Source organism: Terrimesophilobacter mesophilus (genome assembly GCF_014200375.1).
Classification (GTDB): domain Bacteria; phylum Actinomycetota; class Actinomycetes; order Actinomycetales; family Microbacteriaceae; genus Terrimesophilobacter; species Terrimesophilobacter mesophilus.
Genome location: NZ_JACHBP010000001.1, coordinates 1,105,375 through 1,131,491, shown reverse-complemented (window position 1 = coordinate 1,131,491; position 26,117 = coordinate 1,105,375). Strand labels below are relative to the sequence as shown.

Genomic DNA, 26,117 nt, shown 5'->3' with positions numbered 1-26,117 from the left:
GGTGGCATGCCCTTGTTGCCCCGATCGGCCGACGTCCCCCGCATCCGCACCACCCTTTCGCTGTACAAGGTGTCCGCCATCGTCACCGGTTCCTTTCTCCTGCTGCTGTGCGTCATGATGGTGCTCCGCTACGGATTCGGCGTGGACATCGAGCTAGGCGGCCCCTTCGGCTTCCTCACGCTCACCCCGAAGGAGTCGATCACCGCGGTCAACCTCTCCACGATCATCCTCATCGTGCACGGCTGGCTCTACGTCTTCTACCTCGGATGCGATTTCGTGCTCTGGCGGCTGATGGGGTGGTCCTTCGGACGATTCCTCCTCATCGCGCTCGGCGGTGTCGTTCCGCTGCTCTCGTTCTTCTACGAGCGCACGGTCCCGACCCGCGTCAACGCGCAGCTCGCGACGCTGGAGGTTCCTGCGTGAGCGGACTCGGCCCGGTTCTCGTCGTCGACTTCGGCGCACAATACGCCCAGCTCATCGCGCGCCGCGTGCGCGAAGCGAACGTGTACTCCGAGATCGTGCCACACACCATCACGGCCGCCGAGGTCGCCGAACGCGCTCCATCTGCGGTCATCCTGAGCGGCGGCCCCTCGAGCGTCTACGAGGCCGGATCGCCAGAGCTCGACCGCGGCATCCTGGAACTCGGCGTTCCCGTGCTCGGGATCTGCTACGGGTTTCAGGTCATGGCCGCTCAGCTCGGCGGAGAGGTCGCCCACACGGGGCGCCGCGAGTACGGGGCGACGACGGTGACTCTCACGACGGAGGGCGGCCCACTCCTGGCCGGCCAGCCGGCGGGGCAGACCGTGTGGATGAGCCATGGTGACTCGGTGTCCGCAGCCCCGGCCGGATTCACCGTGCTCGCGTCGAGCCCGTCGACGCCCGTCGCCGCGTTCGGCGATGATGCACGCCGCCTCTACGGCATGCAGTGGCACCCTGAGGTGAAGCACTCCGAATTCGGGCAGCGCGTGCTCGAGAACTTCCTGCACGACGCGGCAGGCATTCCCGCGGACTGGACGAGCGACAGTGTGATCGCGGACCAGGTCGCCCGCATTCGGGAACAGGTGGGGACGAGCCGCGTCATCTGCGGGCTCTCCGGTGGCGTCGACTCCGCCGTCGCTGCGGCGATCGTCCACGAAGCCGTCGCCGACCAGCTCACCTGCATCTTCGTCGACCACGGCCTTCTTCGGCAGGATGAGCGTCGCCAGGTCGAAGAGGACTTCGTCGCCTCCACCGGCGTGCGGCTCGTCACCGTCGACGCGGTGGACCAGTTCCTCGACGCCCTGACCGGGGTGAGCGACCCGGAGACCAAGCGCAAGATCATCGGGCGGGAATTCATCCGGTGCTTCGAGAGCGCTGCGGATGCGCTCGTGCGGGAGGCGCAGGCCGATGGCGAGGCGATCCGCTTCCTCGTGCAGGGGACCCTGTACCCGGATGTCGTCGAGTCCGGCGGCGGTAGCGGCACAGCGAACATCAAGAGCCACCACAACGTGGGAGGGCTCCCGGAGGACCTGCAGTTCGAACTCGTCGAACCGCTTCGGGCGCTCTTCAAGGACGAGGTGCGGGCGATCGGGCGCGAACTGGGGCTTCCCGAGGCGATCGTGGGACGCCAGCCGTTCCCCGGCCCGGGCCTCGGCATCCGGATCGTCGGCGAGGTCACGCGCGAGCGTCTCGCTCTCCTGCGGGAGGCGGATGCCATCGCGCGTGCCGAGCTGACCGCAGCCGGCCTGGACGCCGAGATCTGGCAGTGCCCCGTCGTGCTGCTGGCCGATGTGCGTTCGGTGGGCGTGCAGGGCGACGGGAGGACCTACGGGCACCCGATCGTGCTGCGGCCGGTGTCCTCCGAGGATGCCATGACCGCCGACTGGTCGAGGCTGCCGTACGACGTGCTGGCGCGCATCTCGAACCGGATCACCAACGAGGTGCCCGGCGTGAACCGGGTCGTGCTCGACGTCACGTCGAAGCCGCCGGGGACGATCGAGTGGGAGTGACCCATTGACCGCTGAGGGGCTCTGCCTGCTCATGACGGATGCGAGCGGCGGTTCGGACGGATCCGCCTGCCTCTCGAGGGATCAGTTCGTCGATCGCGGCCTCACCGCCCCGCGGCGCTACTGGCGCAGGATGGCCAGCAGGCGAAGGATCTCCAGATACAGCCAGACGACTGTCACCATGATGCCGAACGCCGCGGTCCAACCGTAGATGCGGGGTGCGCCCCGCTCGACACCGGTCTTGATGTTGTCGAAATCGAGGACGAGCGAGTACGCCGCCATCAGGATGACGAGGACACCGAGGATCAGGCCGAGCGGAATGCCGAAGATTTCCGCACTGCGCAGTCCGAACGGCTGGTTGTTGACGCCGGTCCACATGAGGACGAGGTTGAGCACCGAGAAGCCGAGGTAGCCGACCATGGCGATCAGGAAGACCTTGGTGGCCCGCTTCGACGCCCGCACCTTGCCGCTCGCGAAGAGGGCCAGCGTGACGCCGATGACGGCGAGCGTGCCCATGACCGCCTGGACGGCGATCCCCGGGAACATCGTCTCGAAGAAGTTGGTCACGCCGCCGACGAACACACCCTCGACCGCCGCGTAGACGAGCACGAGTGCGGGAGACGGCTTCTTCTTGAAGATGTTGACGAGGGCGAGGACGAAACCGACGATCATCGCGGGCAGGAACAGCACCGGCATGACCCATCCGACGACCGCGCCGCCGAGCAGGATGGCGAAGCTGATGACGATCTTGACGATCGTGTCCTCATAACCCATGCGATCGGTGTCGGCCGATGTCGCCGACGGCCGGGAGTACAGCTCGGTGAGTTGCTCCGCCGTGAGATCCTGCGGTGTCGGACGCGTGAGCTGGGCAGCCTTCGCCGCGTTCGCCGTGAAGGCGGGCGAGTTCGTGAATGCCGGGTTCGATGACGCCATGGGTTCCTCTGCTTTCTGGGGAATCGCTCTTCAGGCAAACCTATCGTGCAATTGCTGTGGATTTCCCGCCGATCGCAACGAGCGAACGGGCGACCCAGGCCGAGCCGACGACGACCGTTCCCGCGATCGACACCACGACGATTCCCCATCCGTAGTCCGGGAACGCCTGGGCGAGAAGCAGGGCAGCCACCGGGATGATGACGAGTGCCGCGTAACTGAGGAGAGGGCGCTGCCGGGTGAACAGCCAGCAGGCGAGCGGCAGCACGAGGAAGACCGTCGATGGGGCCCCGTTGAGCATGACGACCATGGTGAGTGCGCTCACGGCGGCGCCGACGACCCTCCGCCATCCGATGCCCGGCAGGATGCACCAGCCGACGATGTGCGCGAACAGGCCGAGGGGCAGGACGTAGAGCGAGTAGGCCGAGGTCAACTGGATGAGTACGCCACCGACGAACATCAGCGCGATGCCCGACATCAGCCGGCCGCGATACGAACCCCAACGCAGCCGAAGCGACTTCGTCGGTTCACGCCAGGGGGAGTTCGGGTCGGGCATCAGGATCCGTAGATGATCACGGCGGCGTAGATGATGAGCGTGAGGCCGAGAATGCCCATGCCGACGCCGACCCAGAACGGGGCGTCGTACTTGCGGGTCTGCGGCTCGTCGACATCCGGGCGGAACGCGGACGGGATCACCTCTTGTTCCGCTCCGGAACGGGTGGGGGCCGCCCGGGGGACGACGGTGGTTCTGGCGGCATCGACTCGGGAGAGCGCACTGCGCGAAATCGGTCGCCCGCAGTATATGCAGTACTTCCATTCTGCAGAGAGTTCGCGACCGCAACTCTCGCATCGCTCCATATCCAGCAGGTTATCAACAGCGGGCATCGCGTACCGTTGCACTGTGAAAAACTCCGCGAGTGCGAGACCCCTGGTCATCGCGCACCGTGGAGCGAGCGGATACCGGCCGGAGCACAGCCTGGCCGCGTATGACCTCGCGCTCGACCTCGGGGCGGATGCCGTCGAGCCCGACATCGTCGCGACGAAGGACGGCATCCTCGTGCTTCGCCACGAGAACGAGATCTCCGGCACGACGGATGTGGCGGCGCATCCGGAATTCGCGGACCGCAGGACGTCGAAGGTCATCGACGGACAGAAACTCACCGGCTGGTTCACCGAGGACTTCACCTGGCAGGAACTGAGGACCCTGCGCGTGCGCGAGAGGCTGCCGAAACTGCGGAGCCGTGCATTCGACGGGGAAGAGGGGATCCTCCGCCTCACCGACCTGCTCGACCTGCTCGACGACCGCGGCGGAGCGGGGATGGTCGCGGAGATCAAGCATGCGACCTATTTCGAATCCATCGGCCTTCCGCTGGACGAGTTGTTCGCCGCCGAACTGAGCTCCGCCGGATGGAGCAGCGACCCCAGGCTCACCGTCGAGTGCTTCGAGACCACGGTGCTCGGGCGGATTCGCAATCGCGGCGTGCAGGCGAAGTACGTGTTCCTGCTCGAAGCCGCGGGGGCTCCAGCCGACCAGGTGGCCGCGCACGGGTCCGCAGCACAACCGTTCTCCGCGTACCTCACCGATGGCGGGCTCGTGGCGCTGGCGGCATCCGGGCTCCAGGGCATCAGCGTCGACAAGCGGATGCTGCTGGAGCTCGACAAGGCCGGCAATGCGACGGGTACGACCGACCTCGTGCAGCGCGCGCACGCCGCGGGCCTCGACGTGTACTGCTGGACGCTGCGCGCAGAGAACCAGTTCCTCGCGAAGAACCTCCGGCGCGGGGTGAACGCGCGCGACTACGGCGACTGGCTCGGCGAGTTCCAGTTGCTCATGCGCACGGGCCTCGACGGCGTGTTCTCCGACCAGGCGGATCTCGCGATCGAGGCGCGCGCGGCGCTCTGACTCCGGCGGCCCGGCATGGCCCCGTCGGCGCCCGCGCCTAGAATTGACGGGTCATGACGTTCATCCCCGAGCTGCCGGATCCCGCCCTCGAGTCGCGGCTGCTCGAGGGGCTCAACCCGCAGCAGCGCGAGGCCGTCGTCCATCGTGGTGAGGCGCTGCTCATCGTCGCGGGCGCCGGCTCGGGCAAGACGAGCGTGCTCACCCGCCGCATCGCACACCTCATCGAGACGAAGGATGCCTGGCCGAGCCAGATCCTCGCGATTACGTTCACGAACAAGGCGGCTGCCGAGATGCGCGAGCGCGTCGAGACGCTCATCGGGCAGGCAGCGGAGGGCATGTGGATCTCGACGTTCCACTCGGCCTGTGTGCGCATCCTGCGCCGCGAGGCCGAGACCTTCGGCTACACGAAGAGCTTCACGATCTACGACTCCGCGGACTCGCGAGCCCTCATCAAGCGCATCATCAAGGACCTCGACGCCGACACGTTCGGGTTCACCGTGAGCAAGGTGGCCGGGCGCATCTCGAAGGCCAAGAACGAACTGCAGGAGGTCGAGAGCTACTCCCGCAACGCGAACTTCGCCGACCCGGCGGAAGCCGTCTTCGTGGAGATGTTCCGCCGGTACTCGAGCGAGCTCACCCGGGCGAACGCGTTCGACTTCGACGACCTCATCGCGCAGACCGTGTACCTGTTCCGGGCGTTCCCGAAGGTGGCAGCGCTGTACCAGCGGAGGTTCCGGCACATCCTCGTCGACGAGTACCAGGACACGAACCACGCGCAGTATTCGCTCATCCGCGAGCTCACCCGCGCGCCGAAGCCCGAGCATCTCAAGGGCGCTGTCGGATTCGACGGCATGCCGTTGAAGGAATACGATCGCCCTCTTCCGCCCGCATCGCTGACCGTCGTGGGTGACTCGGACCAGTCGATCTACGCGTTCCGCGGGGCGGACATCCGGAACATCGTCGAGTTCGAGCGCGACTTCCCGAACTCGAAGGTCATCCTGCTCGAGCAGAACTACCGTTCGACGCAGAACATCCTGAGCGCGGCGAACTCGGTCATCGCGAACAACTTCGATCGCAAGGACAAGAAGCTCTTCACGACGATCGGCGACGGCGAGAAGATCGTCGGCTTCACCGGTTACAGTCAGCACGACGAGGCGCAGTTCATCGCCGACGAGATCGTGGAGCTCCGCGAGGCGGGCATGGACTACCGCGACGTGGCGGTCTTCTACCGCACGAACGCGCAGACGCGGGCGCTCGAGGACGTCTTCATCCGCTCTGCGCTGCCCTACCGCGTGATCGGCGGCACGAAGTTCTACGAGCGTGCCGAGATCAAGGATGCGATGGCCTACCTCATCGCCGTCGCGAACCCCGCAGACCCGCTCGCCCTGCGCCGCATCATGAACGTGCCGAAGCGCGGGATCGGGCCGGCCACCGAAGCCGCGCTGCAGAATCACGCGGACAAGGACGGGCGCACGCTGCGCGATGCCCTGCGCGAGTCGGACCAACTCGGGCTCGGACCCAAGGTCACGGCGGCGATCGAGGGGCTCGCGACGATCCTGGACGAGGTGGGGGCGACGGCAGACACGGCGGCTCCTGCGGACATCCTGGCCGCCCTCCTCGAGCGCACCGGCTTCATCGAGGCGCTGCGGGCGAGCCGAGACCCGCAAGATGAGGCGCGGGCCGAGAACGTCGAGGAGCTCCTCGCGGTCACGCGCGAGTTCCGCCGGAACAATCCGACCGGCACCCTGCTCGACTTCCTCACCGAGGTCTCGCTCGTGGCGGCGGCGGATGAGCTCGACGACTCGAGCGGTACGGTCTCGCTCATGACGCTCCACACGGCGAAGGGGCTCGAGTTCGAGGCCGTCTTCCTGACCGGCGTGGAGGAGGGGCTGCTGCCCCACCAGATGTCGGCGGGCGAGCCGGGCGGCCCGGCCGAGGAACGCCGGCTGTTCTATGTCGGCATCACGCGTGCCCGGCGGCGGCTGTACCTCTCGCTCGCGATGACGCGCGCCCAGTTCGGCGACGTCACGGTCGCGATGCCCAGCCGATACCTGCAGGAGATCCCGACCGAGCTCATCGACTGGCGACAGTCGCCGGGAATGGCCAACTCGCGCGGCGGCACCGAGCCGAGGGCCCTCAATGCCCGGCGCGGAGGGTTCGGGGCCGAGAACTCCCTTGCGGGCAGCTCACTCGGAGGGCCTGGCGGATACGCGATCGAGTCCGGCGGTCCAGGTGCGACTGCGAGGGCTCGCGCGGCGGCCAGGGCTGCCGAGCGCCCCAAGACCGAGTGGACGAGTCGGGTGACGAGCACGGTGCGCGACAACGGCGATCTCACGCTCGCGGCGGGCGACCGCATCCGGCACGTCGACTTCGGCGACGGCAAGGTGACGGCGGTGACGGGGACGGGGCCGAAAGCGGTCGCCGAAGTGCAGTTCGAGACGGCCGGGCGGAAGCGCCTCCTCATCAAGATCTCACCGATCGAGAAGCTCGCATGAGCTTCTCGAACCCACCTGATGCACGTTCGCTGTTCGCGACCGTGCCGATCGAGAAGCTCGCATGAGCTTCTCGAACCCACCTGATGCACGTTCGCTGTTCGCGACCGTGCCGATCGAGAAGCTCTGATGCCCCTCACCACCGTGCGGCTCGGCGACGCCGATGGCGAGCTCGCAGCAGCCCTCGCCGCCCTGCGGGCCGAGCTCGATGTGACGGCCGCGTTCCCCGCAGAGGTGGAGGCCGAGGCCAGGACCGCTGCGGCGGACGCGACCCTCCCCGACGCCGACCTGCTCGACGTGCCGTTCTTCACGATCGACCCGGCCGGCTCCCTCGACCTCGACCAGGCGATGCATCTGGAGCGCACGGATGACGGCTATCGAGTGCGCTATGCGATCGCCGACGTGCCCGCGTTCGTGAGGCCGGGCGGGGCGATCGACGCGGAGGCGCGCTCGAGGGGGCAGACCCTGTACCTCCCGGATGGCCGGATTCCGCTGCATCCGCTCGTCATCAGCGAGGAGGCGGCGTCACTGTTGCCCGGCCAGGTGCGCGGTGCATACGTCTGGACCTTCGAACTCGACCGTGAAGGGCGACAGACGGCCATCAGCCTCGGCCGCGCCCGCATTCGGAGCACGGAACGCCTCGACTACGAGACGGTGCAGTCGTCGATCGACGCCGGCACCGCTCCCGAGTCGCTCGCGCTGCTCAAGGAGATCGGGCTCGTGCTCATCCAGCGGGAACGCGACCGCGGCGGCGCGAGCCTCGGGAGGCCGGAGCAGGAGGTTCGCGACGTCGGCGGTCGCTATGAGCTCATCCGTCGGCATCCGCTTCCCGCGGAGGACTGGAACGCCCAGATCTCCGTCCTCACCGGCATGGCGGCCGCGCGCATCATGATCGAGGGGAGGGTGGGCATCCTGCGCACCATGCCGCCGCCGAGCGAAGAGTCGATCTCCTGGTTCCGGAGGCGTGCGGCAGCACTCGGAACGCCGTGGCCGGCCACCGTCGAGTATGGCGAATACCTCCGCACGCTCGACCCCGATGACCCGAGGCAGCTCGCCATCATGCATGCGGCCGCGTCCCTCTTCCGAGGCGCCGGTTACACCGTATTCGAGGGTGACGTGCCCGAGAACTCGGTCCAGTCGGCCGTCGGCGCCCCGTACGCGCATACGACCGCGCCGCTGCGCAGGCTCGTGGATCGCTTCGTACTCGTCGTCTGCGATGCGCTCGCGAACGGGCGCAGCATCCCCGCCTGGGCGCGCACCGCCCTCCCAGAGCTCCCCCCGATCATGGCGGCGTCGGATGCCGTGGCCGGCCGGGCGGACCACGCGGCGGTGAGCGCCGTGGAGGCTGCAGTGCTGAGCTCGCGCGTCGGCGAGGAGTTCGACGCGACGGTCATCGCCGCCTCGAACGGCACGGCCCAGATCCAGCTCGTCGACCCGGCGGTGACGGCATCCTGCGACGGCGACCTCGAAGCTGGAGCGGTCATCACCGCACGGCTCGTCACGGCGGACATCGCGACGGGGACGGTTCGCTTCACCGCGAAGAAGTCATAGGTGCGCCATAGGGAGAACCGCCGCGGACTCGGTAGCGTTCTTCCATGCGAAGAATGATCGTGACCGCGGCGGTCGCCGTGACGGCGCTCGTCCTTGCCGGGTGCGCACCCGTCACCACCACATCCGCCAGCGGAGATGCGGTCGTTTCAGGTGCGTGGTTGCCTGCCGCCACTGAGATCCACCGCGATGTCGCCTACGGCTCCGATCCGCTTCAGGTGTTGGACGTGTATGCGCCAGGGGGCGTCAGCGGCGCGCCCGTCATTCTCATGGTCCACGGCGGCAGCTGGGTTCGGGGCGACAAGGCGGCCGCCGGTGTCGTCGACAACAAGGTCGCGCACTACCTGCCGATGGGTTTCGTGTTCGTCTCGATGAACTATCGACTCTCGCCAGCGGTGACTCCCGTCGACGAAGCCGGCGATGTGGCTGCTGCGCTCGCCTTCGTGCAGAAGCACGCTGCAGAATGGGGAGGATCCGGCGAGGACGTGGTCCTCATGGGCCACTCTGCCGGCGGGAATCTGGTATCCCTCGTCGCGGCCGACCCGAGCTTTGCGGCGAACGCGGGAGCCGGCGCATGGCGTGGCACCGTCTCCCTCGACGGCGCGGGTTTCGACATCGTCTCGATCATGGAGAAGCCGCACTTTGCCCTCTACGATCCGGTCTTCGGCAATGACGAGCAGCTGTGGAAGGACTCCTCACCGACGCTTCGCCTGAGCGGCGTTCCAGCGCCCATGCTTCTCGTCTGCGGCAGCGCGCGGGCGGATGCCTGTCCGCAGGCGCAAGGCTTCGAGAATGCCGTGCGGAAGCAGGCGGCCGCAGGCAGCGATGTGGGCATTCAGGTGTTTCCGGTTGCCATGAGTCACGGCAAGATCAGCTCCGAACTGGGAAAGCCGATCCCCCTCACCCACACGGTGGACGACTTCCTCGCATCCCTTGGCCTGAAAGTCGGTGCCAGCGCAAGCGGGTAGGATCTTCTGTGGCAGTTTTGCTCAGCAACGCGATTGGAAATGCAGCGTGGATCTATTCGAGTACCAGGCCAGGGATCTCTTCGAATCCTACGGAGTGCCGGTACTTGCCGGCATCGTCGCGGACACCCCCGAGGAGGCCCGCGCGGCCGCAGAGAAGCTCGGCGGCACCGTCGTCGTCAAGGCGCAGGTCAAGGTGGGCGGTCGCGGCAAGGCGGGCGGCGTCAAGGTCGTGCACAGTCCGGATGAGGCATTCGCCGCGGCAGAGCAGATCCTCGGCCTCGACATCAAGGGCCACGTCGTCCGCAGGGTGATGGTCGCGGCCGGCGCGAGCATCGAGCGCGAGTTCTACTTCTCCGTACTGCTGGACCGGGCCAACCGCTCCTACCTCTCCCTCTGCAGCGTCGAGGGCGGCATGGAGATCGAGGTGCTCGCGGTCGAGCGCCCGGATGCCCTCGCCCGCGTCGAAGTGGACCCCGCGACCGGGATCGACGAGGAGAAGGCGGCCGAGATCGCGCGTGCAGGTCACTTCCCCGAAGAGCTCATCGCGAAGGTCGCGCCCGTCATCGTCAAGCTCTATGAGGTCTACACGGGCGAGGATGCCACTCTTGTCGAGGTCAACCCGCTCGTGCTCACGGCCGAGGGCGACATTCTGGCCCTCGACGGCAAGGTCACACTCGACGGCAATGCGGACTTCCGCCATCCGGGCCACGCCGCGCTCGAGGATGCGGCATCCACCGACCCGCTCGAGGCCAAGGCGAAGGCGGCTGACCTCAACTACGTGAAGCTCGACGGCGAGGTCGGCGTCATCGGCAACGGAGCGGGACTCGTCATGAGCACGCTGGATGTCGTCGCATACGCAGGCGAGAAGTACGGCGGCGTGAAGCCGGCCAACTTCCTCGACATCGGCGGTGGGGCGAGCGCAGAGGTCATGGCCGCAGGGCTCGACGTCATTCTCGGCGACGCGCAGGTCAAGAGCGTGTTCGTGAACGTCTTCGGCGGGATCACGGCGTGCGATGCGGTCGCGAACGGCATCGTCGGTGCGCTCGCGAAGCTCGGGGACGGCGCGAACAAGCCGCTCGTCGTGCGGCTCGACGGCAACAAGGTCGAGGAGGGACGGCGCATCCTGAACGAGGCCGCGCATCCGCTCGTCACGCTCGCCGACACCATGGACGAGGGGGCCGACAAGGCCTCCCAGCTGGCTTCGAAGTAAGGATCGGGACATGTCAATCTTCCTCACCAGGGACTCGAAGGTCATCGTCCAGGGCATCACCGGCGGCGAGGGCACCAAGCACACTGCGCTCATGCTCAAGGCCGGGACGCAGGTCGTCGGGGGTGTGAACGCGCGGAAGGCGGGCACGACCGTCGCGCACACCACGGCATCCGGGGATGCCGTCGAACTTCCGGTGTTCGGCACCGTCGTCGAGGCCATGGAGAAGACCGGGGCGGATGTCTCGATCATCTTCGTCCCGCCGGCGCACGCCAAGGACGCCATGATCGAGGCGATCGACGCAGCCATCCCGCTGCTCGTCGTCATCACCGAAGGCATCCCCGTGCAGGACTCGGCCGAGGCGTGGGCGCACGCCAAGGCGAAGGGCGGCGCGACGCGCATCATCGGCCCGAACTGCCCGGGCATCATCACCCCCGACGAGGCTCTCGTCGGCATCACACCCGCGAACATCACCCACAAGGGTCCGATCGGTCTCGTCTCGAAGTCGGGAACCCTCACCTACCAGATGATGTACGAGCTGCGGGATCTCGGCTTCTCGACGGCGATCGGAATCGGCGGCGACCCCGTCATCGGAACGACCCACATCGACGCGCTCGCCGCGTTCGAGGCCGACCCGGAGACGAAGGCCATCGTCATGATCGGTGAGATCGGCGGCGACGCCGAGGAGCGCGCGGCCGACTTCATCAAGGCGAACGTCACGAAGCCCGTCGTCGGCTACGTCGCAGGGTTCACCGCGCCGGAGGGCAAGACCATGGGTCACGCCGGCGCGATCGTCTCCGGCTCCGCCGGCACGGCGCAGGCGAAGAAGGAAGCGCTCGAGGCTGCGGGCGTCAAGGTCGGCAAGACGCCGTCCGAGACCGCCCAGCTCATGCGCGACATCCTCGCCGCCCTGTAGCGTCCACACCTCGCGCGGGGTCGGTTGTTGCCCTTCGTGACGCTCACGAAGAACAGTAACGACCCTTCGCGGTCGGGAGTGGCACCGGGGTGAGCGGCGGATGCGGCGGTAGGCTCCGACGGGTATGAACCGTCCGATCACCGCCCTCTTCGCCGCGCTCGAGGCGCTGCTCGTCGTCGGCATCGGTATCGGCATCCCTCTCGTCCCTCTCACCTTCCTGTGGGCGTTCCAGTACGGCCTCCAGCTCGACTGGACGGTCTTCTGGCGCGCCTCGGTCGACACCTGGCTCATCGGCCACGGTGCCGATGTGACCCTCACCCTCGACCCCGTGACCGCGCACATCGTGGGCTTCCCTGACGCCGGCGCGCCCTTCGTCCTATCGATCGCGGCCCTCGGCATCGCACTGCTGACCGCCCTGCTCGCGGTGCGGGCGGGAAGGCGCATCGCTGAGACTCCGTATGTGCGCCTCGGCACGATCATCGCCATCCTCGTCTTCGCCGGGCTCGCCGTCGGCGCCACGGTGAGCGCCGTGCACCGTTTCGCCCGGCCGTCGCTCTGGCAGGGGGCGCTGCTTCCGACACTCGTCTTCGCTGTCGGTCTCCTGATCGGTGTGGGTATCGCGAGGCGGCGTCTCGACCGGATGCCCGGTCGGGTACCGGGCCGATCGCCTGTGCGCGAGTGGTGGGCGTCGCGACCGGATGCCGTGCGCGCGGTCGTCGGCCAATCCCTGCGCGGGGGAGTGGCCGCGGTGGCCATGGTCCTCATGGTGTCCGGACTTCTCCTCGCGGTCATGATCCTCGTCGACTACGGGCGCATCATCGCGCTGTACGAGGGAATCCACTCCGGGGTGCTCGGCGGCATCGCCGTGACCCTCGCTGAATTCGCGTTCCTCCCGAACCTCGTCGTCTGGTGCGCCGCGTGGCTCGTCGGCCCCGGGTTCGCGATCGGGGCCGGCTCGTCGGTCGGCCCGCTCGGCACGAGCCTCGGCCCATTGCCCGCGATTCCGATCTTCGGCGCCATACCGACGGGTGACTTCGCGTTCGGATTCCTGGGACTTCTCGTGCCCGTGGTCGCCGGGTTCCTTGTCGGCGTTTTCGTGCGCCCGGCAGTGCTGCGCGTCGTCGGTGAGCGCGCTTCGCTGCTCGCACTCACGGGGCTCGGCGTCGGCATCGCCGGCGGCATCCTGCTCGGGCTCCTTGCCTGGTTCTCCGGTGGGGCGGCCGGCCCTGGGCGGCTGGCCGATGTCGGCCCGGATGCGTTCCAGGTCGGCCTGTGGGCAGCGCTCGAGTTCGCGGTCCCCGCGATCATCGGACTCATGGTGGGGCGCCCTCCGCGCAGCAAATAGGCTGAGTGCATGCTCTCGGTCGTCGTCCTCATCTCCGGGGCCGGCTCGAATCTCCGTGCACTGCTCGAGGCGACCGCTGGTGCGGATTTCCCCGCGCGGATCGTCGCCGTCGGCACCGATCGCGACGCAGCGGGGCTCGCTCACGCTGAGGCGTTCGGCGTCCCGACCTTCGCTGTCTCATGGTCGAACTTTCCCGATCGCGCGGCGTGGGGTGCGGCGCTCCTCGAACAGATCGAGGAATGGAACCCTGGGCTCGTCATCCTGAGCGGCTTCATGCGTCTCCTGCCTCCCGATGTCGTGGCGGCCCTGTCCCCGCGGCTCATCAATACGCATCCGGCGTTCCTGCCAGAGTTCCCCGGCGCTCACGGCGTACGGGACGCGCTGGCATCCGGGGCGGCACTGACGGGCGCGAGCATCATCGTCGTCGACGACGGTGTCGACAGCGGCCCCGTGATCGCCCAGGAGCGCGTGCCGATCGTCGCGGGCGACACCGAAGACTCTCTTCACGACCGCATCAAGCTCGTCGAACGCCGGCTGCTCGTGCAGGCAGTACTGGATATCGCCCGGGGAGTCATCGACCTGAAGGAGTTCGCATGAGCGCGACCACACCGCCCACCGGTTCCCGGGATGCCTCGGAACGCGACGTCATCCCGATTCGAAGGGCGCTCGTGTCGGTGAGCGACAAGACGGGGCTGCTCGAGCTCGCCGCCGCGCTCGCGAACGCCGGCGTCGACATCGTTTCGACGGGGTCGACCGCCAGACAGATCGCTGCAGCCGGGCATCCGGTCACCGAGGTGAGCGAGGTGACGGGGTTCCCCGAGTCCCTCGACGGGCGCGTCAAGACCCTCCACCCTGCCGTGCACGCCGGGATCCTCGCCGATCTGCGTCTGCCGGGCCACGAGGCGGAACTCGCCGCGCTCGGCTTCGCGGCCTTCCAACTCGTCGTCGTCAATCTCTACCCCTTCGTCGAGACGGTCGCGAGCGGTGCAGGGCCGGATGCGGTGATCGAGCAGATCGACATCGGCGGCCCGGCCATGGTGCGCTCCGCCGCGAAGAACCACGCGAACGTCGCGGTCGTCGTCTCGCCGACCAGCTACGCGCAGGTCATCAAGGCACTGACGCTCGGAGGAACGACCCTTGCCCAGCGGCAGCGACTGGCCGGTGAGGCGTTCGCGCACACTGCCGCCTACGACACCGCCGTCGCAGAGTATTTCACCGCAAGCGTCGGCATCCGCGCAGATCGTGAGCGCAACCAGGCCGATGATCGCGGCCTGACCCTGGCGTTCGAGGCCGGTACCGCACTGCGTTACGGCGAGAACTCACACCAGTCCGCAATCCTGTACCCGGCGGCCGACGGGCGCGGAATCGCGCAGGCGCAGCAGCTGCACGGCAAGGAGATGTCGTACAACAACTATGTCGATGCCGACGCAGCACTGCGCGCCGCCCACGACTTCTCCGAGCCCGCCGTCGCGATCATCAAGCATGCGAACCCGTGCGGCATCGCCGTCGGTCCGGACATCGCCACCGCCCATCGCCTCGCCCACGAGTGCGATCCGGTCTCGGCCTTCGGCGGGGTGATCGCGGCGAACCGCACGATCGACCGCGCGGCGGCCGAATCGATCAAGGACATCTTCACGGAGGTCCTCGTCGCTCCGGACTTCACCGAGGATGCGCTCGAGGTGCTCACGGCGAAGAAGAACCTGAGACTGCTCCGTCTCCCGCTGGACTACTCGCGCGAAACCCTCGAGTGGAGGCAGGTGTCCGGCGGCCTTCTCGTCCAGACTCCCGACACGCACTTCGCGCCCTTCGACGAGTGGAGACTCGTGTCGGGCGAACCGGCGCACGCCGTGACCAGCGCGGACCTGGAGTTCGCCTGGCGAGCAGTGCGCGCGGTGAAGTCGAACGCGATCCTCCTCGCACGGGATGGAGCGTCCGTCGGCGTGGGCATGGGCCAGGTCAACCGAGTCGACTCGTGCAGGCTCGCGGTCGAACGGGCGGGCGACCGCGCGCGCGGAAGCGTCGCGGCATCCGATGCGTTCTTCCCGTTCGCCGACGGCCTGCAGGTGTTGCTGGATGCCGGGGTCACCGCGGTCGTCCAGCCCGGCGGCTCTGTGCGCGACGACGAGGTCATCGCCGCGGCGCGCGACGCAGGGGTCACGATGTACTTCACGGGCGAGCGACACTTCTTCCACTGAGTGCCGGAGAACGCAGGTGTGTATCTGGACCGTGCTTATCCAATAGTCTCGCAGCATGACTTCTTCCACCGGACCGCTGGCCATGGTCCGCCGCATCGCCGGCGCCGTCACGGCCTCCCTCGCATCCGCGGTCATCGCGCACCTCGCGAGCGTGCTGGTGTTCTTCTCGGCGTCCGGCGCGGATCCGTCGTCGCTGCAGCAGCTGAGCGGCTACTTCCTGGCGTCGAGTCTCATCCTCTTCCTCATCATCGCGATCGTGGCGGGACTGGACGGCCTGCGGCGCTGGTACGTCGCCGTGCCGCTGGCCATCGTCGCCGCCCTCCTCTCGAGCCTCTTCGGCAGCCTCGCGACGATCCTCGGCAGTGGGGCGACCATCGACGGGAGCGCGATCGCGTTCCTGTTCGGCACGCTCGTCGGACCGAAACTGGTCTTCGCGATCGCCGCCGTCCTGGCCGCCGCCACGGTGGGTCGCCGGCTGTGGGCCTATATCACCCAGTCGACGCTGGATGCCCCGCCCGCCCTCGACCGGAGGGTCGCCCTCGTTCGACTTCCGGCTGCGAACCTCGCCGAGGGCCAGGTGACGCACATCGCCCGCTCGGTCGTGGACGCCGAGAAGGCGGATGAACAGTGGGACGCCTACGTCGCCGCCCTCATCGACAATGGCTGGGACACGATCGAGGTGCCCGTCGCGGCCGATGCCCCCGACTCCGTCTTCGTCGAGGATGCCGTGGTCATCTTCGGGGAGACGGCGGTCATCACGAGCCCGGGCCACGAGTCGCGCAGGTCGGAGATCGCCGGCGTCGAGGACACGGTGCGGGAACTCGGCCTCCACATCGCCCGCATCGAACTGCCGGGCACCCTGGACGGCGGAGACGTTCTCAAGGTCGGCAAGACCGCATACGTCGGACGCGGCGGGAGGACGAATGCCGAGGGCATCCGACAGCTGCGCGCGATCGTCGGCCCGCTGGGCTACACGGTCGTGGCGGTTCCCGTGGCGAGCGTGCTGCACCTCAAGAGCGGGGTCACCGCCCTCCCGGACGGCACGATCCTCGGATACCCGCCGCTCGTCGACAACCCCGGGATGTTCGATCGATTCCTCGCAGTGCCGGAGGAGACGGGCGTCGCCGTCGTGGTGCTGAGCGACGACACCGTGCTCATGGCCGCCTCAGCGCCGAAGAGCGCCGAGCTCGTCACCGAACTCGGCTATCGCGTCGTCACCGTCGACATCAGCGAGTTCGAGAAGCTCGAGGGCTGCGTGACCTGCCTGTCGGTGCGCATCCGGTAGTTCGAGTCGCTCGACTCACTCTGCGGCGGCGGCCTGCTCGTGCCGGGTGGCGCGCCAGGTGCGGATGCCGGCGATGATCGACAGGGCGATGACGACACCGGCGATGACGTACGAGGCGCTCTTCACTCCGGGGATCGTAGCGGTGAAGTAGCCGACGAGGGAGATCCCGACTCCCCAGGCGAGCGCTCCGACGAGGTTGCTGGACACGAACCGGTAATAGTTCATCCGGCCGACCCCGGCGATGACCGGGATGAACACCCTGCCCCACGGGACGAAGCGGGCGACGACGATCGACCACCATCCGTAGCGCTGGTAGAAGGTCTCGGCGACGAAGATCGCCTTCTGGGTGCGCCTGCCGCCGTGGCGATCGAGGTAGCCGCGCCCGTAGTGGCGCCCGAGGAGGAAGCCGACCTGGTCCCCGAGGAACGCGGCGATCCCCACACCGACGGCGAGGATGACGATGTTGAGGCTCGCGGCGGATGCGGTGATGAGCCCCGCGGCGAACAGCAGGGAGTCACCGGTGATGAACGGGATGAACAGCCCGAGGAAGATCGCCGTGCCCGCGAAGACGAGCCCCCAGACGATGACGTAGAAGATGATCGGCCCGGCCGCCGAGAGGAGGTCGCCCATCTCGTCGCCGAGGTTCGAGGTCGCCAGGGGAATCATGGTCGCACCGCACGGGCGGTCTGGCGGTCAATACGGGTCACGGGAATCCGATCATGAAGGTAAGGCAATCCTAACCAATGGCTTGGGGGATTGCCACAGCGGGCGCGTCCGCCTGCAGCGGGCGCCCCGACCATGGCCATTTGCGGCGCGGATGACCATGGCATATTCTGGAAGGCTGCGCTGACGGAGTGGGGCGAACGCGGCGCCCCGCCGTCGGCATCGCGGAGGCCCAGACGGTCTCCCCTCACTAGTGTCGGCATTGCCGTCCCCTGACCAATGCAAGGAAAACTGTTGTCCTCTGACGTCCACGAGAAGCGACCGGGAACCTTCGCCGCCATCATGCGCGTGTACCCGTTCGCAAAACCCGCCATGCCGCGCATCTACCTCGGCATGGGTGCCGCCATGCTCGCGGCCCTCGTCGCACTCGCCATCCCGCAGGTGCTGCGATCCCTCGTCGACGGTCCGCTGAAGGATGGCGACTCGAGCGAGATCTGGTGGCCCGTGGGCATCGTGCTCATCCTCGGCGTCATCGAGGCGATCATGATCTGGTTCCGCCGCTGGTTCGTCCTGCAGCCCGGCACCCACATCGAGGCGCGCATGCGCAACGGACTGTACAACCAGCTCCAGGAGCTTCCGGTCAACTTCCACGACCGCTGGCCGAGTGGACAGCTCCTGTCGCGCGCCATCAGCGACCTCAACCTCATCCGCCGCTGGTTCTCCTTCGGCCTCGTGTTGTTCGTCGTGAACACCATCACGATCGTCGTCGGCATCGTGGTGCTCGCGAGCATCAACTGGATCCTCGGCGTGATCTTCCTGGTGTGCTCCGTCCCGCTCGTCATCTACGGGTACCTCTTCGAGAACAAGTACTCGGTCGTCGCCCGGCGCAGCCAGGACCAGGCAGGAGACCTCGCCACGACGGTCGAGGAATCGGTCCACGGCATCCGGGTGCTCAAGGCGTTCGGTCGGGGAGCCCACGCCCTGCGCAACTTCGAGTCGCAGGCGGAACTTCTGCGTGGCACCGAGATCGAGAAGGCGAAGGCGATCGCCGGCATCTGGTTGTGGCTCCTCCTCGTCCCGGATGTCACGTTCGCACTGTGCCTCGGCGGCGGCGTCTGGTTGGCGAGCGTCGGCCAGATCACGCCTGGAGGACTCGTCGCGTTCTTCGCGACAGCGACAGTGCTTCGCTTCCCGGTCGAGTCGATCGGTTTCCTCCTGTCGATGACGTTCGACACGCGCACCGCTGCCGACCGGTTCTTCGAGGTCATGGACGAGAAGAACACGATCGTCGACCCGGAGTCGCCTCGTACGATCGAGAAGCCCAAGGGGCGCCTCGTCTTCCACGACGTTCACTTCCGCTATGCGGACTCGCCCGAACGGTTCCCGGACCTCGTGGACGGCATCGACCTCGAGCTCGAGCCCGGCGAGACCATGGCGCTCGTCGGCCTCACCGGCAGTGGCAAGTCCACCGTCACCGCGCTCGCGACGAGGCTCTACGACGTCACGAGCGGGTCGATCACCCTCGACGGGGTCGACATCCGGGAGCTCAGCCTCGAAGAGCTGCGCTCGCACGTCGCGATGGCGTTCGAGGATGCGACCCTGTTCTCGGCATCCGTGCGGGACAACGTGCTGCTCGGCCGTCCGGAGTCGAGCGACGCCGAACTCGACGAGGCGCTCGACATCGCGCAGGCCGACTTCGCCCGCGAATTGCCGGAGGGTCTCGACACGAAGGTCGGTGAAGAGGGCATGAGCCTCTCCGGTGGGCAGCGGCAACGACTCGCACTCGCGCGCGCCGTCGCCGCGAAGCCGGACGTGCTCGTGCTCGATGACCCGCTCTCCGCGCTCGACGTCGACACCGAGGCGCTCGTCGAGGCCGCCCTGCGGAGGGTGCTCGCCTCGACGACGGCGCTCATCGTCGCCCATCGCCCGTCGACGGTCATGCTCGCCGACCGCGTCGCGCTGCTCGAAAAGGGCAGGATCACGGCCGTCGGGCGCCACTCGGAGCTGCTCGCCTCGAGCGAGCACTACCGGTTCGTGATCTCGAGCCTCGAAGACGAAGGCGATGGGCCCGGATACACCCCGTCGCCGCCGACGACACCCATCCCCATCGTCACCAGCGGCGTGAGCCGCCCCAGCACAGAGGTCGGATCATGAGCGTCACGGGAGTAGAGGGCGAAGAGCGCCACGACTTCACCAAGGAGGAGAGCAGGCAGATCCGTGCCAGGTCGCTCACACTCCTCGGATCGCTCGTTCGGCCGCTGTGGGGCCGCATCATCCTGACGATCGTCGTCGTGGTCGTCAGCACGGCCGCCCAGGTGGCCGGCCCTGCGTTCATCGCGTTCGGAATCGACAACGGACTTCCGGCGATGCTCGAACAGGACTGGATGCCGCTCGGCGTCGCCGTCGGCGCGTTCCTGTTCACCGGGATCATCGGTGCGGTGCTCATCGCGTGGTACACGGTGCTCACCGCGAGGATCAGCCAGGCCATCCTGATCGAACTGCGCAAGCGCGTGTTCCTGCACACGCAGAGGCTGAGCCTCGAATTCCACGAGAGTTACACCTCCGGGCGCATCATCGCGCGCCAGACGAGCGACCTCGACGCGATCCGTGAGCTTCTCGACTCCGGGATCAGCCAGCTCGTGCAGGGTGGCCTCTACATGGCGTTCATCGCGATCGCTCTGTTCGGGCTTGACTGGGTCAGCGGGCTCGTGCTGTTCGGGTCGCTCATCCCGCTGTGGTTCCTCACGCGCTGGTTCCAGCTCGCATCGCAGAAGGTGTTCCGGCAGACCCGAACGGCATCCGCTCGCGTGATCGTGCACTTCGTGGAGACCATGACCGGCATCCGTGCCGTGAAGGCGTTCCGCAAGGAGAAGCGCAATGCGAAGGAGTTCGGCGGACTCGTCGAGGACTACCGCTACGCGAACGAGCGGGCGATCAACCTGTTCGGGATCTTCGACCCTGGGCTCGTGCTCATCGGCAACGTGACGCTCGCGGTCGTGCTGCTCGTCGGCGGCCTTCGCGTCGCGGGTGGCAGCCTCGCCATCGGAGCGCTCCTGGCGACGCTCCTGTACACGCGATCCTTCTTCGCGCCCGCGCAGGAGATCGCGATGTTCTACAACTCGTACCAGTCCGCTGCTGCGGCGCTCGAGAAGATCTCCGGCGTCCTCGAGGAGCAGCCGAGCGTTCCGGATCCGACCGGCCCGATCGACCTGTGGAAGGCGAAGGGCGCCGTGCGCTTCGACGATGTCGAGTTCTCCTACAAGGAGGGACGCGTCGTCCTGCCGCACTTCACCCTCGACATTCCCGCGGGCCAGACCATCGCCCTGGTCGGGTCGACAGGGGCGGGCAAGTCGACGCTCGCGAAACTGATCTCGCGCTTCTACGACCCGACGTCCGGCTCGGTCACGCTCGACGGCGTCGACTTGCGCCAGCTGCACCCGAAGGACCTCCGCCGCGCGATCGTCATGGTCACGCAGGAGGCGTACCTCTTCTCCGGCACCGTCGCCGACAACATCGCGCTCGGCAAACCGGAGGCGACGCGCGAGGAGGTCATCGCAGCTGCCAGGGCGGTCGGCGCCCACGAGTTCATCGAGGGGCTGCCGAACGGCTACGACACGGATGTGAATAAGCGCGGAGGACGGGTATCCGCCGGCCAGCGGCAGCTCATCTCCTTCGCGCGAGCATTCATCGCCGACCCCGTCGTGCTCATCCTGGACGAAGCGACCGCCTCGCTCGACATCCCGAGCGAGCGGCTCGTGCAGGAGGGCTTGCAGACGCTGCTCGCGGACCGGACCGCGGTCATCATCGCGCACCGGCTGTCGACCGTCGCGATCGCCGACCGGGTGCTGGTGATGGAGCACGGCCGCATCATCGAGGATGGAACTCCCGCAGCGCTCATCTCGGGCACCGGCAAGTTCTCGAGGATGCACGCCGCCTGGCGCGACTCGCTCGTCTGATCCGCCGGCCGCGTCACGGGCGGTAGCGGGCCACCCGCAGGTCGATGCGGTAGCCGGATGCCGTGGGCACGATCGGCGTGCCCTCCGCTTCGTAGTGGGGCAGCGCCTCGTCGTCGTGGCACAGCGGCGGATGCCCGCTCGCACGGATCACACGCCACCACGGGACGTCGCTGCCGTAGTACGCCATGACCTTGCCTACTGCTCGCGGCGCACGCGATCCGACGGCCGCCGCGATGTCTCCGTAGGCCATGACGTGTCCGGGCGGGATCGCCTCGACGACGCTCAGCACCCGGGAGACGAAGTCCTCCCCCGGGTCTGTCACAGCGCCAGGACGCCGAACTTCTCGCCGTACTGCGTCTCCCGCTCGACCGCGAAGCCCATGTTCGTGAAGAAGGCCTCCGGCCCGTCGTCGCCGGGCTCCCACAAGGCGGAGAGTCTCGTGAACCCGCGGAGGCGGGCCTCCTCGGCGAGTGCGAGCACGGCGAACGTGCCGACACCCTGCCCCTGCTGGTTCGCGGCGACGTGGACGCGCCAGACGCAACTGCGGAACTCCTCCTCCGCGGCATCCTCGTCGAAATTGCCCCGGATGAACCCGACTACGACGTCATCCTTGAGGACGACGCGCGGCCAACTCGTCGTCGCATCGAGGTAGGCATCGGCGATCGCGTAGGTCGGCGGGATCACGAATTGTTCCTGCCCGCGCCGCAGTGTGAGCTTGTTCGCGGCGAGCGCGTTGCTCCCGGACAACTCTTCCAGTCTCAGGTTGGCCATGATGACAGGCTAACCACACGAAGCGACGCAAACCTAGAGATATCTCGATGTCGAGATACTTACGCGGTGCCTGTAAGCTGGTTCTCGGCCGAAATGGGCCCAGCGCGAAGCACCCAAGGAGAGACCCCGTGTCGAAGATCAAGGTTGAAGGGACCGTCGTCGAACTCGACGGCGATGAGATGACCCGGATCATCTGGCAGGCCATCAAAGACACCCTGATCCACCCCTATCTCGACGTGAACCTCGAGTACTACGACCTCGGCATCCAGAAGCGCGACGAGACGGACGACCAGATCACGATCGACGCGGCCCACGCCATCCAGAAGCACGGCGTCGGCGTCAAGTGCGCGACCATCACGCCGGACGAGGCTCGCGTCGAGGAGTTCGGCCTCAAGAAGATGTGGAAGAGTCCGAACGGCACGATTCGCAACATCCTGGGCGGCACGATCTTCCGCGAGCCGATCATCATCTCCAACATCCCGCGCCTCGTTCCCGGCTGGAACAAGCCGATCATCATCGGCCGCCACGCGTTCGGAGACCAGTACCGCGCGACCGACTTCCGCTTCGAGGGCGAAGGCACGCTCACGATGACCTTCACGCCGAAGGACGGCGGCGAACCGCAGTCGTTCGAGGTCTTCCAGGCGCCGGGCTCCGGCGTCGCGATGGGGATGTACAACCTCGACGACTCGATCCGCGACTTCGCGCGCGCCTCGCTCAGCTACGGACTCGACCGCGGCTACCCGGTCTACCTTTCGACCAAGAACACGATCCTGAAGGCCTACGACGGCCGGTTCAAGGACCTCTTCGCCGAGGTCTTCGAGGACGAGTTCAAGGCGAAGTTCGACGCCGCGGGCCTCACCTACGAGCACCGGCTCATCGACGACATGGTCGCTGCGAGCCTGAAGTGGGAGGGCGGCTACATCTGGGCGTGCAAGAACTACGACGGGGATGTGCAGTCCGACACCGTCGCGCAGGGCTTCGGATCGCTCGGTCTCATGACGAGCGTGCTCACGACCCCCGACGGGAAGATCGTCGAGGCGGAGGCGGCCCACGGCACCGTGACCCGCCACTACCGCCAGCACCAGGCGGGCAAGCCGACCTCGACGAACCCGGTCGCCTCCATCTACGCGTGGACGCGTGCGCTCGCCCACCGCGGCAAGCTCGATGGAAACCAGGAGCTCATCGATTTCTCTCACACCCTCGAGGATGTCGTGGTGAAGACGGTCGAGTCCGGCAGGATGACGAAGGACCTCGCCCTCCTCGTCGGCCCCGATCAGGGTTATCTGACGACGGAGGAGTTCCTCGGGGCTCTCGCCGACAACCTCAAGGCACGACTCGGCTGACCCGCGCATCCGGGCTTCAACGGGTGCGCCCCGATGGGACACGGTACCCCCGGAAAGGTCAGGCTCACCTTGCTGGAAACCGTGACCGGTTGCGGGTAGTACTGAGGCCATGACCTGGTTCGTGGCCGCCGTCCGGCGTTACCCGATCGTGGCGATCACGGTGGTGGTCGGACTCGTCGGCCTCGGCCTCGCCGCGACGGGCAACGGTGCCGTCGCGCAGTGGGTCATCAGCGCATTCGCGCTCATCGTCGCTGCGATGCAGGCCTGGTCCATGGTGCGTCGGCTCATGCGCGGACAGTTCGGGCTCGACGTGCTCGCCGTCATCGCCATCGTGTCGACGGTCATCGTCGGAGAGTACTGGGCGAGCCTCATCATCGTGTTGATGATCTCCGGCGGGGAGGCGCTGGAGGACTACGCCGCCGGCCGTGCAGAACGCGACCTGCGATCGCTCTTCGACCGGGCTCCCGTGCGAGCGCACCGATACACCGCATCCGGGGGGATCGAGGACGTCCCCGTCGATGAGGTGGCCGTCGGTGACCGGCTCCTGCTGCGTCCATCGGAGATCGTCCCCGTGGATGCCGTGCTGGAGGGGCGGGAGGCCTCCCTCGACGAGTCCTCGCTGACGGGCGAGGGCATGCCCGTGGACAAGGTGCGGGGCGACCAGCTCTGGAGCGGTTCTGTCAACGGGTCGGGTGCCGTCGACATCCGGGCCACGACGCTCGCGAGTGCGAGCCAGTACCAGCTCATTGTCAAGCTCGTGGCCGAAGCGTCTGCGAGCAAGGCGCCCATGGTTCGGCTCGCCGACCGTTACTCGATCCCATTCACGATCATCGCGCTCGTCATCGGGGCGATCGCGTGGGCGATCTCCGGCGACCCTGTGCGGTTCGCGGAGGTGCTCGTCGTCGCCACGCCGTGCCCGCTGCTGCTCGCCGCGCCGATCGCGTTCATGGCCGGTATGAGCCGCTCATCGAAGTCCGGCGTCGTCGTCAAGGGCGCCTCCGCCCTCGAGCAGCTCGCCGCGGCGCGCACCGTCGCCTTCGACAAGACGGGCACGCTCACGAACGGCGTGCCGGAGGTCGTCGCGTTGTATCCGGAGCCGGGTTTCGGTCCTGATTTCGGTCCTGATGAGCTGCTCGGCGTCGTCGCGTCGGCTGAGCAGTACTCATCACACGTGCTCGCGGCGGCGCTCCGCCAGGCCGCGACGGATCGCGGGATCGCACTGCGGGAGGCGAGCAGGGCGGGGGAGGTGGCGACGCACGGAGTCGAGGCGACGATCGACGGACGCGAGATCATCGTGGGCAAGCCGAGCTTCGTCGCCGATCGGGCGACCGGCGTTCAGCGTCGGACGCTCGCCAGCGGCGAAGCAGCCGTGTACGTCGCCCTGGACGGCCGATTCGCCGGGACAGTGGTGCTGCGCGACGAAATGCGGGAGGAGGCGCCGGCGACCCTGGAGCGTCTGCGCCGCAGCGGCATCCGACATGTCATCCTCCTCACCGGGGATGTGGAGCAGACGGCGAGGCCGATAGCGGAACGGCTGGGGATCGACGACGTGCACGCCGAGTGCCTCCCGCAGGACAAGGTGGAACTGGTTCGGTCCGCGAGACCGCGGCCGGTCATCATGGTGGGTGATGGCGTCAACGATGCACCGGTCCTCGCTGTCGCGGATGTCGGAATCGCACTCGGTGCGCGGGGTTCGACGGCGGCGAGTGAGTCCGCCGACGTCGTGATCCTCGTCGACGATGTGTCGAGGGTGGCGGATGCGGTGGAGATCGGGCACCGCACGGTGCACATCGCCCTTCAGAGCATCTGGCTGGGCATCGCGATCAGCGTCGCACTCATGCTCACGGCGGCGTTCGGGTGGTTGCCCGCGATCGTGGGAGCGGCTCTTCAGGAGGTCGTCGACCTCATCACGATCCTGAACGCGTTGCGGGCGCTCCTGCCGGGCAGGACAGTCGCTCTCCGGAAGACGACGATGCGGCGCCCCGTCGGCGATGCGGTCGTGTGAAGACCCGCATCACCGACGAAACGCCGCATCGTGATGGTCAGGCTGCGGCGACCTCGACGGGGGTCGACGCGGCGCCGGACTGCACCGCGACCTTGCGCGGCTTCGCCTTCTCGCTCACCGGGATCATGACGCTCAGCACGCCGTTGTCGTAGGCGGCGCTGATGTGCTCGGTGTCGATTCCGTCGCCGAGGTTCAGCCGGCGCAGGAACGAGCCGCTCGGACGCTCATGGGCAAGCCATGTGACGTCTTCGCTGCGGGCGGTGCGCTCCGCGCGAATGGTGAGCAGCTGGCCGTCGACATCCACGTCCACCGAGCCGGGGTCGATCCCGGGGAGGTCGGCGTTCAGGACGTACAGGTCGCCGTCCTTGTGCAGATCGATCGGCATGAGGCGGGGCCGCCGCGAGTCCAGCCGGTTCGAGGCGACGCGGTCCAGTTCACGGAACGGGTCGAAGTACAGGGCCATATTCTTCACTCCTTCAGTACTTGAGTCGAGTCGGCTCAACTATTAAGAAATTAGCACTCTATCCATGAGAGTGCCAGTGAATGGCGTTCGCCCTCCGCGAATCAGGAGAGCGGAGGGAAAGTTGATAACGGATTGGTAACAA

General features: G+C 67.5%; 23 protein-coding genes. 16 read left to right on the top strand and 7 right to left on the bottom strand.

Annotated features, from left to right (window positions below):
* Positions 1 to 6 precede the first annotated feature (6 nt).
* Both BKA04_RS12005 and guaA read left to right on the top strand, forming a co-directional pair.
* The gene (locus BKA04_RS12005) at positions 7 to 423 is read left to right on the top strand and encodes a DUF3817 domain-containing protein (protein ID WP_104095516.1); all 417 of its coding nucleotides are present in this window, start codon (positions 7 to 9) and stop codon (positions 421 to 423) included.
* Complete coding sequence (guaA, locus tag BKA04_RS05560; RefSeq protein ID WP_232841979.1) at positions 420 to 1,988, top strand: glutamine-hydrolyzing GMP synthase; 1,569 nt, start codon at positions 420 to 422, stop codon at positions 1,986 to 1,988. The genes BKA04_RS12005 and guaA overlap by 4 nt, the downstream gene beginning before the upstream one ends.
* 117 nt (positions 1,989 to 2,105) lie before the next feature.
* Here guaA and BKA04_RS05555 read toward each other — a convergent pair whose 3' ends face one another.
* The 3 genes from BKA04_RS05555 to BKA04_RS12000 are packed head-to-tail and all read right to left on the bottom strand — an operon-like array spanning position 2,106 to position 3,611.
* Positions 2,106 to 2,918, bottom strand: a complete 813-nt coding sequence (locus BKA04_RS05555; protein WP_104095514.1) for a Bax inhibitor-1/YccA family protein — start codon at positions 2,916 to 2,918, stop codon at positions 2,106 to 2,108.
* Positions 2,919 to 2,958: 40 nt separating this feature from the next.
* A complete protein-coding gene (locus BKA04_RS05550; RefSeq protein WP_104095513.1) occupies positions 2,959 to 3,471 on the bottom strand; it encodes a hypothetical protein in 513 nt (170 codons plus the stop codon).
* Positions 3,471 to 3,611, bottom strand: coding sequence for a hypothetical protein (locus tag BKA04_RS12000; RefSeq protein ID WP_232841978.1), 141 nt, complete (start codon positions 3,609 to 3,611; stop codon positions 3,471 to 3,473). The genes BKA04_RS05550 and BKA04_RS12000 overlap by 1 nt, the downstream gene beginning before the upstream one ends.
* A gap of 205 nt (positions 3,612 to 3,816) precedes the next feature.
* Between BKA04_RS12000 and BKA04_RS05540 the strand changes: the two genes are divergently transcribed.
* The 10 genes from BKA04_RS05540 (at position 3,817) to ddaH (ending at position 16,774) form a co-directional block, all read left to right on the top strand.
* The gene (locus tag BKA04_RS05540; RefSeq protein WP_232841977.1) at positions 3,817 to 4,818 is read left to right on the top strand and encodes a glycerophosphodiester phosphodiesterase family protein; all 1,002 of its coding nucleotides are present in this window, start codon (positions 3,817 to 3,819) and stop codon (positions 4,816 to 4,818) included.
* Positions 4,819 to 4,871: 53 nt separating this feature from the next.
* Positions 4,872 to 7,313 carry an ATP-dependent helicase gene (locus tag BKA04_RS05535; protein WP_104095511.1) on the top strand — a complete coding sequence of 814 codons (2,442 nt, stop codon included), beginning with the start codon at positions 4,872 to 4,874 and terminating at the stop codon, positions 7,311 to 7,313.
* A 126-nt stretch (positions 7,314 to 7,439) separates the two neighbouring features.
* Entirely contained in the window at positions 7,440 to 8,861 is a 1,422-nt protein-coding gene (locus BKA04_RS05530) for an RNB domain-containing ribonuclease (protein WP_104095510.1), read from the top strand.
* A gap of 44 nt (positions 8,862 to 8,905) precedes the next feature.
* Positions 8,906 to 9,826, top strand: coding sequence for an alpha/beta hydrolase fold domain-containing protein (locus BKA04_RS05525; RefSeq protein WP_104095509.1), 921 nt, complete (start codon positions 8,906 to 8,908; stop codon positions 9,824 to 9,826).
* A gap of 46 nt (positions 9,827 to 9,872) precedes the next feature.
* Positions 9,873 to 11,036: an ADP-forming succinate--CoA ligase subunit beta gene (gene sucC, locus BKA04_RS05520; protein ID WP_104095508.1), complete on the top strand. Its 1,164-nt coding sequence runs from the start codon at positions 9,873 to 9,875 to the stop codon at positions 11,034 to 11,036.
* Between the two features lie 10 nt (positions 11,037 to 11,046).
* A complete protein-coding gene (gene sucD / locus BKA04_RS05515) occupies positions 11,047 to 11,949 on the top strand; it encodes a succinate--CoA ligase subunit alpha (RefSeq protein ID WP_104095507.1) in 903 nt (300 codons plus the stop codon).
* Between the two features lie 124 nt (positions 11,950 to 12,073).
* Complete coding sequence (locus tag BKA04_RS05510) at positions 12,074 to 13,294, top strand: cell division protein PerM (RefSeq protein WP_104095506.1); 1,221 nt, start codon at positions 12,074 to 12,076, stop codon at positions 13,292 to 13,294.
* A 9-nt stretch (positions 13,295 to 13,303) separates the two neighbouring features.
* Positions 13,304 to 13,891: a phosphoribosylglycinamide formyltransferase gene (gene purN / locus BKA04_RS05505; protein ID WP_104095505.1), complete on the top strand. Its 588-nt coding sequence runs from the start codon at positions 13,304 to 13,306 to the stop codon at positions 13,889 to 13,891.
* Complete coding sequence (purH, locus tag BKA04_RS05500) at positions 13,888 to 15,489, top strand: bifunctional phosphoribosylaminoimidazolecarboxamide formyltransferase/IMP cyclohydrolase (RefSeq protein ID WP_104095504.1); 1,602 nt, start codon at positions 13,888 to 13,890, stop codon at positions 15,487 to 15,489. The genes purN and purH overlap by 4 nt, the downstream gene beginning before the upstream one ends.
* 55 nt (positions 15,490 to 15,544) lie before the next feature.
* The gene (gene ddaH, locus BKA04_RS12145) at positions 15,545 to 16,774 is read left to right on the top strand and encodes a dimethylargininase (RefSeq protein ID WP_104095503.1); all 1,230 of its coding nucleotides are present in this window, start codon (positions 15,545 to 15,547) and stop codon (positions 16,772 to 16,774) included.
* A gap of 15 nt (positions 16,775 to 16,789) precedes the next feature.
* On the opposite strand, the gene BKA04_RS05490 is transcribed toward ddaH, so the two are convergent.
* The gene (locus tag BKA04_RS05490) at positions 16,790 to 17,440 is read right to left on the bottom strand and encodes a DedA family protein (protein WP_232841976.1); all 651 of its coding nucleotides are present in this window, start codon (positions 17,438 to 17,440) and stop codon (positions 16,790 to 16,792) included.
* A 339-nt stretch (positions 17,441 to 17,779) separates the two neighbouring features.
* Here BKA04_RS05490 and BKA04_RS05485 point away from each other — a divergent pair, with 339 nt between their 5' ends.
* A complete protein-coding gene (locus BKA04_RS05485; RefSeq protein ID WP_232842060.1) occupies positions 17,780 to 19,591 on the top strand; it encodes an ABC transporter ATP-binding protein in 1,812 nt (603 codons plus the stop codon).
* Complete coding sequence (locus BKA04_RS05480) at positions 19,588 to 21,393, top strand: ABC transporter ATP-binding protein (protein WP_104095501.1); 1,806 nt, start codon at positions 19,588 to 19,590, stop codon at positions 21,391 to 21,393. The genes BKA04_RS05485 and BKA04_RS05480 overlap by 4 nt, the downstream gene beginning before the upstream one ends.
* 13 nt (positions 21,394 to 21,406) lie before the next feature.
* Here the strand turns inward: BKA04_RS05480 and BKA04_RS05475 are convergent, their stop codons facing one another.
* Together BKA04_RS05475 and BKA04_RS05470 are read right to left on the bottom strand one after the other, a co-directional pair.
* The gene (locus BKA04_RS05475) at positions 21,407 to 21,715 is read right to left on the bottom strand and encodes an MGMT family protein (RefSeq protein WP_104095500.1); all 309 of its coding nucleotides are present in this window, start codon (positions 21,713 to 21,715) and stop codon (positions 21,407 to 21,409) included.
* Positions 21,712 to 22,164, bottom strand: a complete 453-nt coding sequence (locus BKA04_RS05470) for a GNAT family N-acetyltransferase (RefSeq protein ID WP_104095499.1) — start codon at positions 22,162 to 22,164, stop codon at positions 21,712 to 21,714. Before BKA04_RS05470 ends, BKA04_RS05475 begins: the two co-directional genes overlap by 4 nt.
* A 128-nt stretch (positions 22,165 to 22,292) precedes the next feature.
* Here BKA04_RS05470 and BKA04_RS05465 point away from each other — a divergent pair, with 128 nt between their 5' ends.
* Both BKA04_RS05465 and BKA04_RS05460 read left to right on the top strand, forming a co-directional pair.
* Positions 22,293 to 23,507, top strand: a complete 1,215-nt coding sequence (locus BKA04_RS05465; RefSeq protein WP_104095498.1) for an NADP-dependent isocitrate dehydrogenase — start codon at positions 22,293 to 22,295, stop codon at positions 23,505 to 23,507.
* Positions 23,508 to 23,616: 109 nt separating this feature from the next.
* Positions 23,617 to 25,512, top strand: coding sequence for a heavy metal translocating P-type ATPase (locus BKA04_RS05460; protein ID WP_104095497.1), 1,896 nt, complete (start codon positions 23,617 to 23,619; stop codon positions 25,510 to 25,512).
* Between the two features lie 37 nt (positions 25,513 to 25,549).
* Here the strand turns inward: BKA04_RS05460 and BKA04_RS05455 are convergent, their stop codons facing one another.
* Positions 25,550 to 25,975, bottom strand: coding sequence for an Hsp20/alpha crystallin family protein (locus BKA04_RS05455; protein WP_104095496.1), 426 nt, complete (start codon positions 25,973 to 25,975; stop codon positions 25,550 to 25,552).
* Between the last annotated feature and the right edge of the window lie 142 nt (positions 25,976 to 26,117).

Excerpts from the sequence above, each read along its gene's own strand:
- BKA04_RS12005 (WP_104095516.1), top strand. The coding sequence starts at position 7 with ATGCCCTTGTTGCCCCGATCGGCCGACGTCCCCCGCATCCGCACCACC.
- BKA04_RS05490 (WP_232841976.1), bottom strand. The coding sequence starts at position 17,440 with ATGATTCCCCTGGCGACCTCGAACCTCGGCGACGAGATGGGCGACCTC.
- purH (WP_104095504.1), top strand. The coding sequence starts at position 13,888 with ATGAGCGCGACCACACCGCCCACCGGTTCCCGGGATGCCTCGGAACGC.
- BKA04_RS05535 (WP_104095511.1), top strand. The coding sequence starts at position 4,872 with ATGACGTTCATCCCCGAGCTGCCGGATCCCGCCCTCGAGTCGCGGCTG.
- BKA04_RS05470 (WP_104095499.1), bottom strand. The coding sequence starts at position 22,164 with ATGGCCAACCTGAGACTGGAAGAGTTGTCCGGGAGCAACGCGCTCGCC.
- BKA04_RS05455 (WP_104095496.1), bottom strand. The coding sequence starts at position 25,975 with ATGGCCCTGTACTTCGACCCGTTCCGTGAACTGGACCGCGTCGCCTCG.
- BKA04_RS05460 (WP_104095497.1), top strand. The coding sequence starts at position 23,617 with ATGACCTGGTTCGTGGCCGCCGTCCGGCGTTACCCGATCGTGGCGATC.
- BKA04_RS05530 (WP_104095510.1), top strand. The coding sequence starts at position 7,440 with ATGCCCCTCACCACCGTGCGGCTCGGCGACGCCGATGGCGAGCTCGCA.
- ddaH (WP_104095503.1), top strand. The coding sequence starts at position 15,545 with ATGACTTCTTCCACCGGACCGCTGGCCATGGTCCGCCGCATCGCCGGC.
- BKA04_RS05555 (WP_104095514.1), bottom strand. The coding sequence starts at position 2,918 with ATGGCGTCATCGAACCCGGCATTCACGAACTCGCCCGCCTTCACGGCG.
- sucD (WP_104095507.1), top strand. The coding sequence starts at position 11,047 with ATGTCAATCTTCCTCACCAGGGACTCGAAGGTCATCGTCCAGGGCATC.
- BKA04_RS05510 (WP_104095506.1), top strand. The coding sequence starts at position 12,074 with ATGAACCGTCCGATCACCGCCCTCTTCGCCGCGCTCGAGGCGCTGCTC.
- purN (WP_104095505.1), top strand. The coding sequence starts at position 13,304 with ATGCTCTCGGTCGTCGTCCTCATCTCCGGGGCCGGCTCGAATCTCCGT.
- BKA04_RS05485 (WP_232842060.1), top strand. The coding sequence starts at position 17,780 with ATGCGCGTGTACCCGTTCGCAAAACCCGCCATGCCGCGCATCTACCTC.
- BKA04_RS05525 (WP_104095509.1), top strand. The coding sequence starts at position 8,906 with ATGCGAAGAATGATCGTGACCGCGGCGGTCGCCGTGACGGCGCTCGTC.
- BKA04_RS05550 (WP_104095513.1), bottom strand. The coding sequence starts at position 3,471 with ATGCCCGACCCGAACTCCCCCTGGCGTGAACCGACGAAGTCGCTTCGG.
- BKA04_RS05480 (WP_104095501.1), top strand. The coding sequence starts at position 19,588 with ATGAGCGTCACGGGAGTAGAGGGCGAAGAGCGCCACGACTTCACCAAG.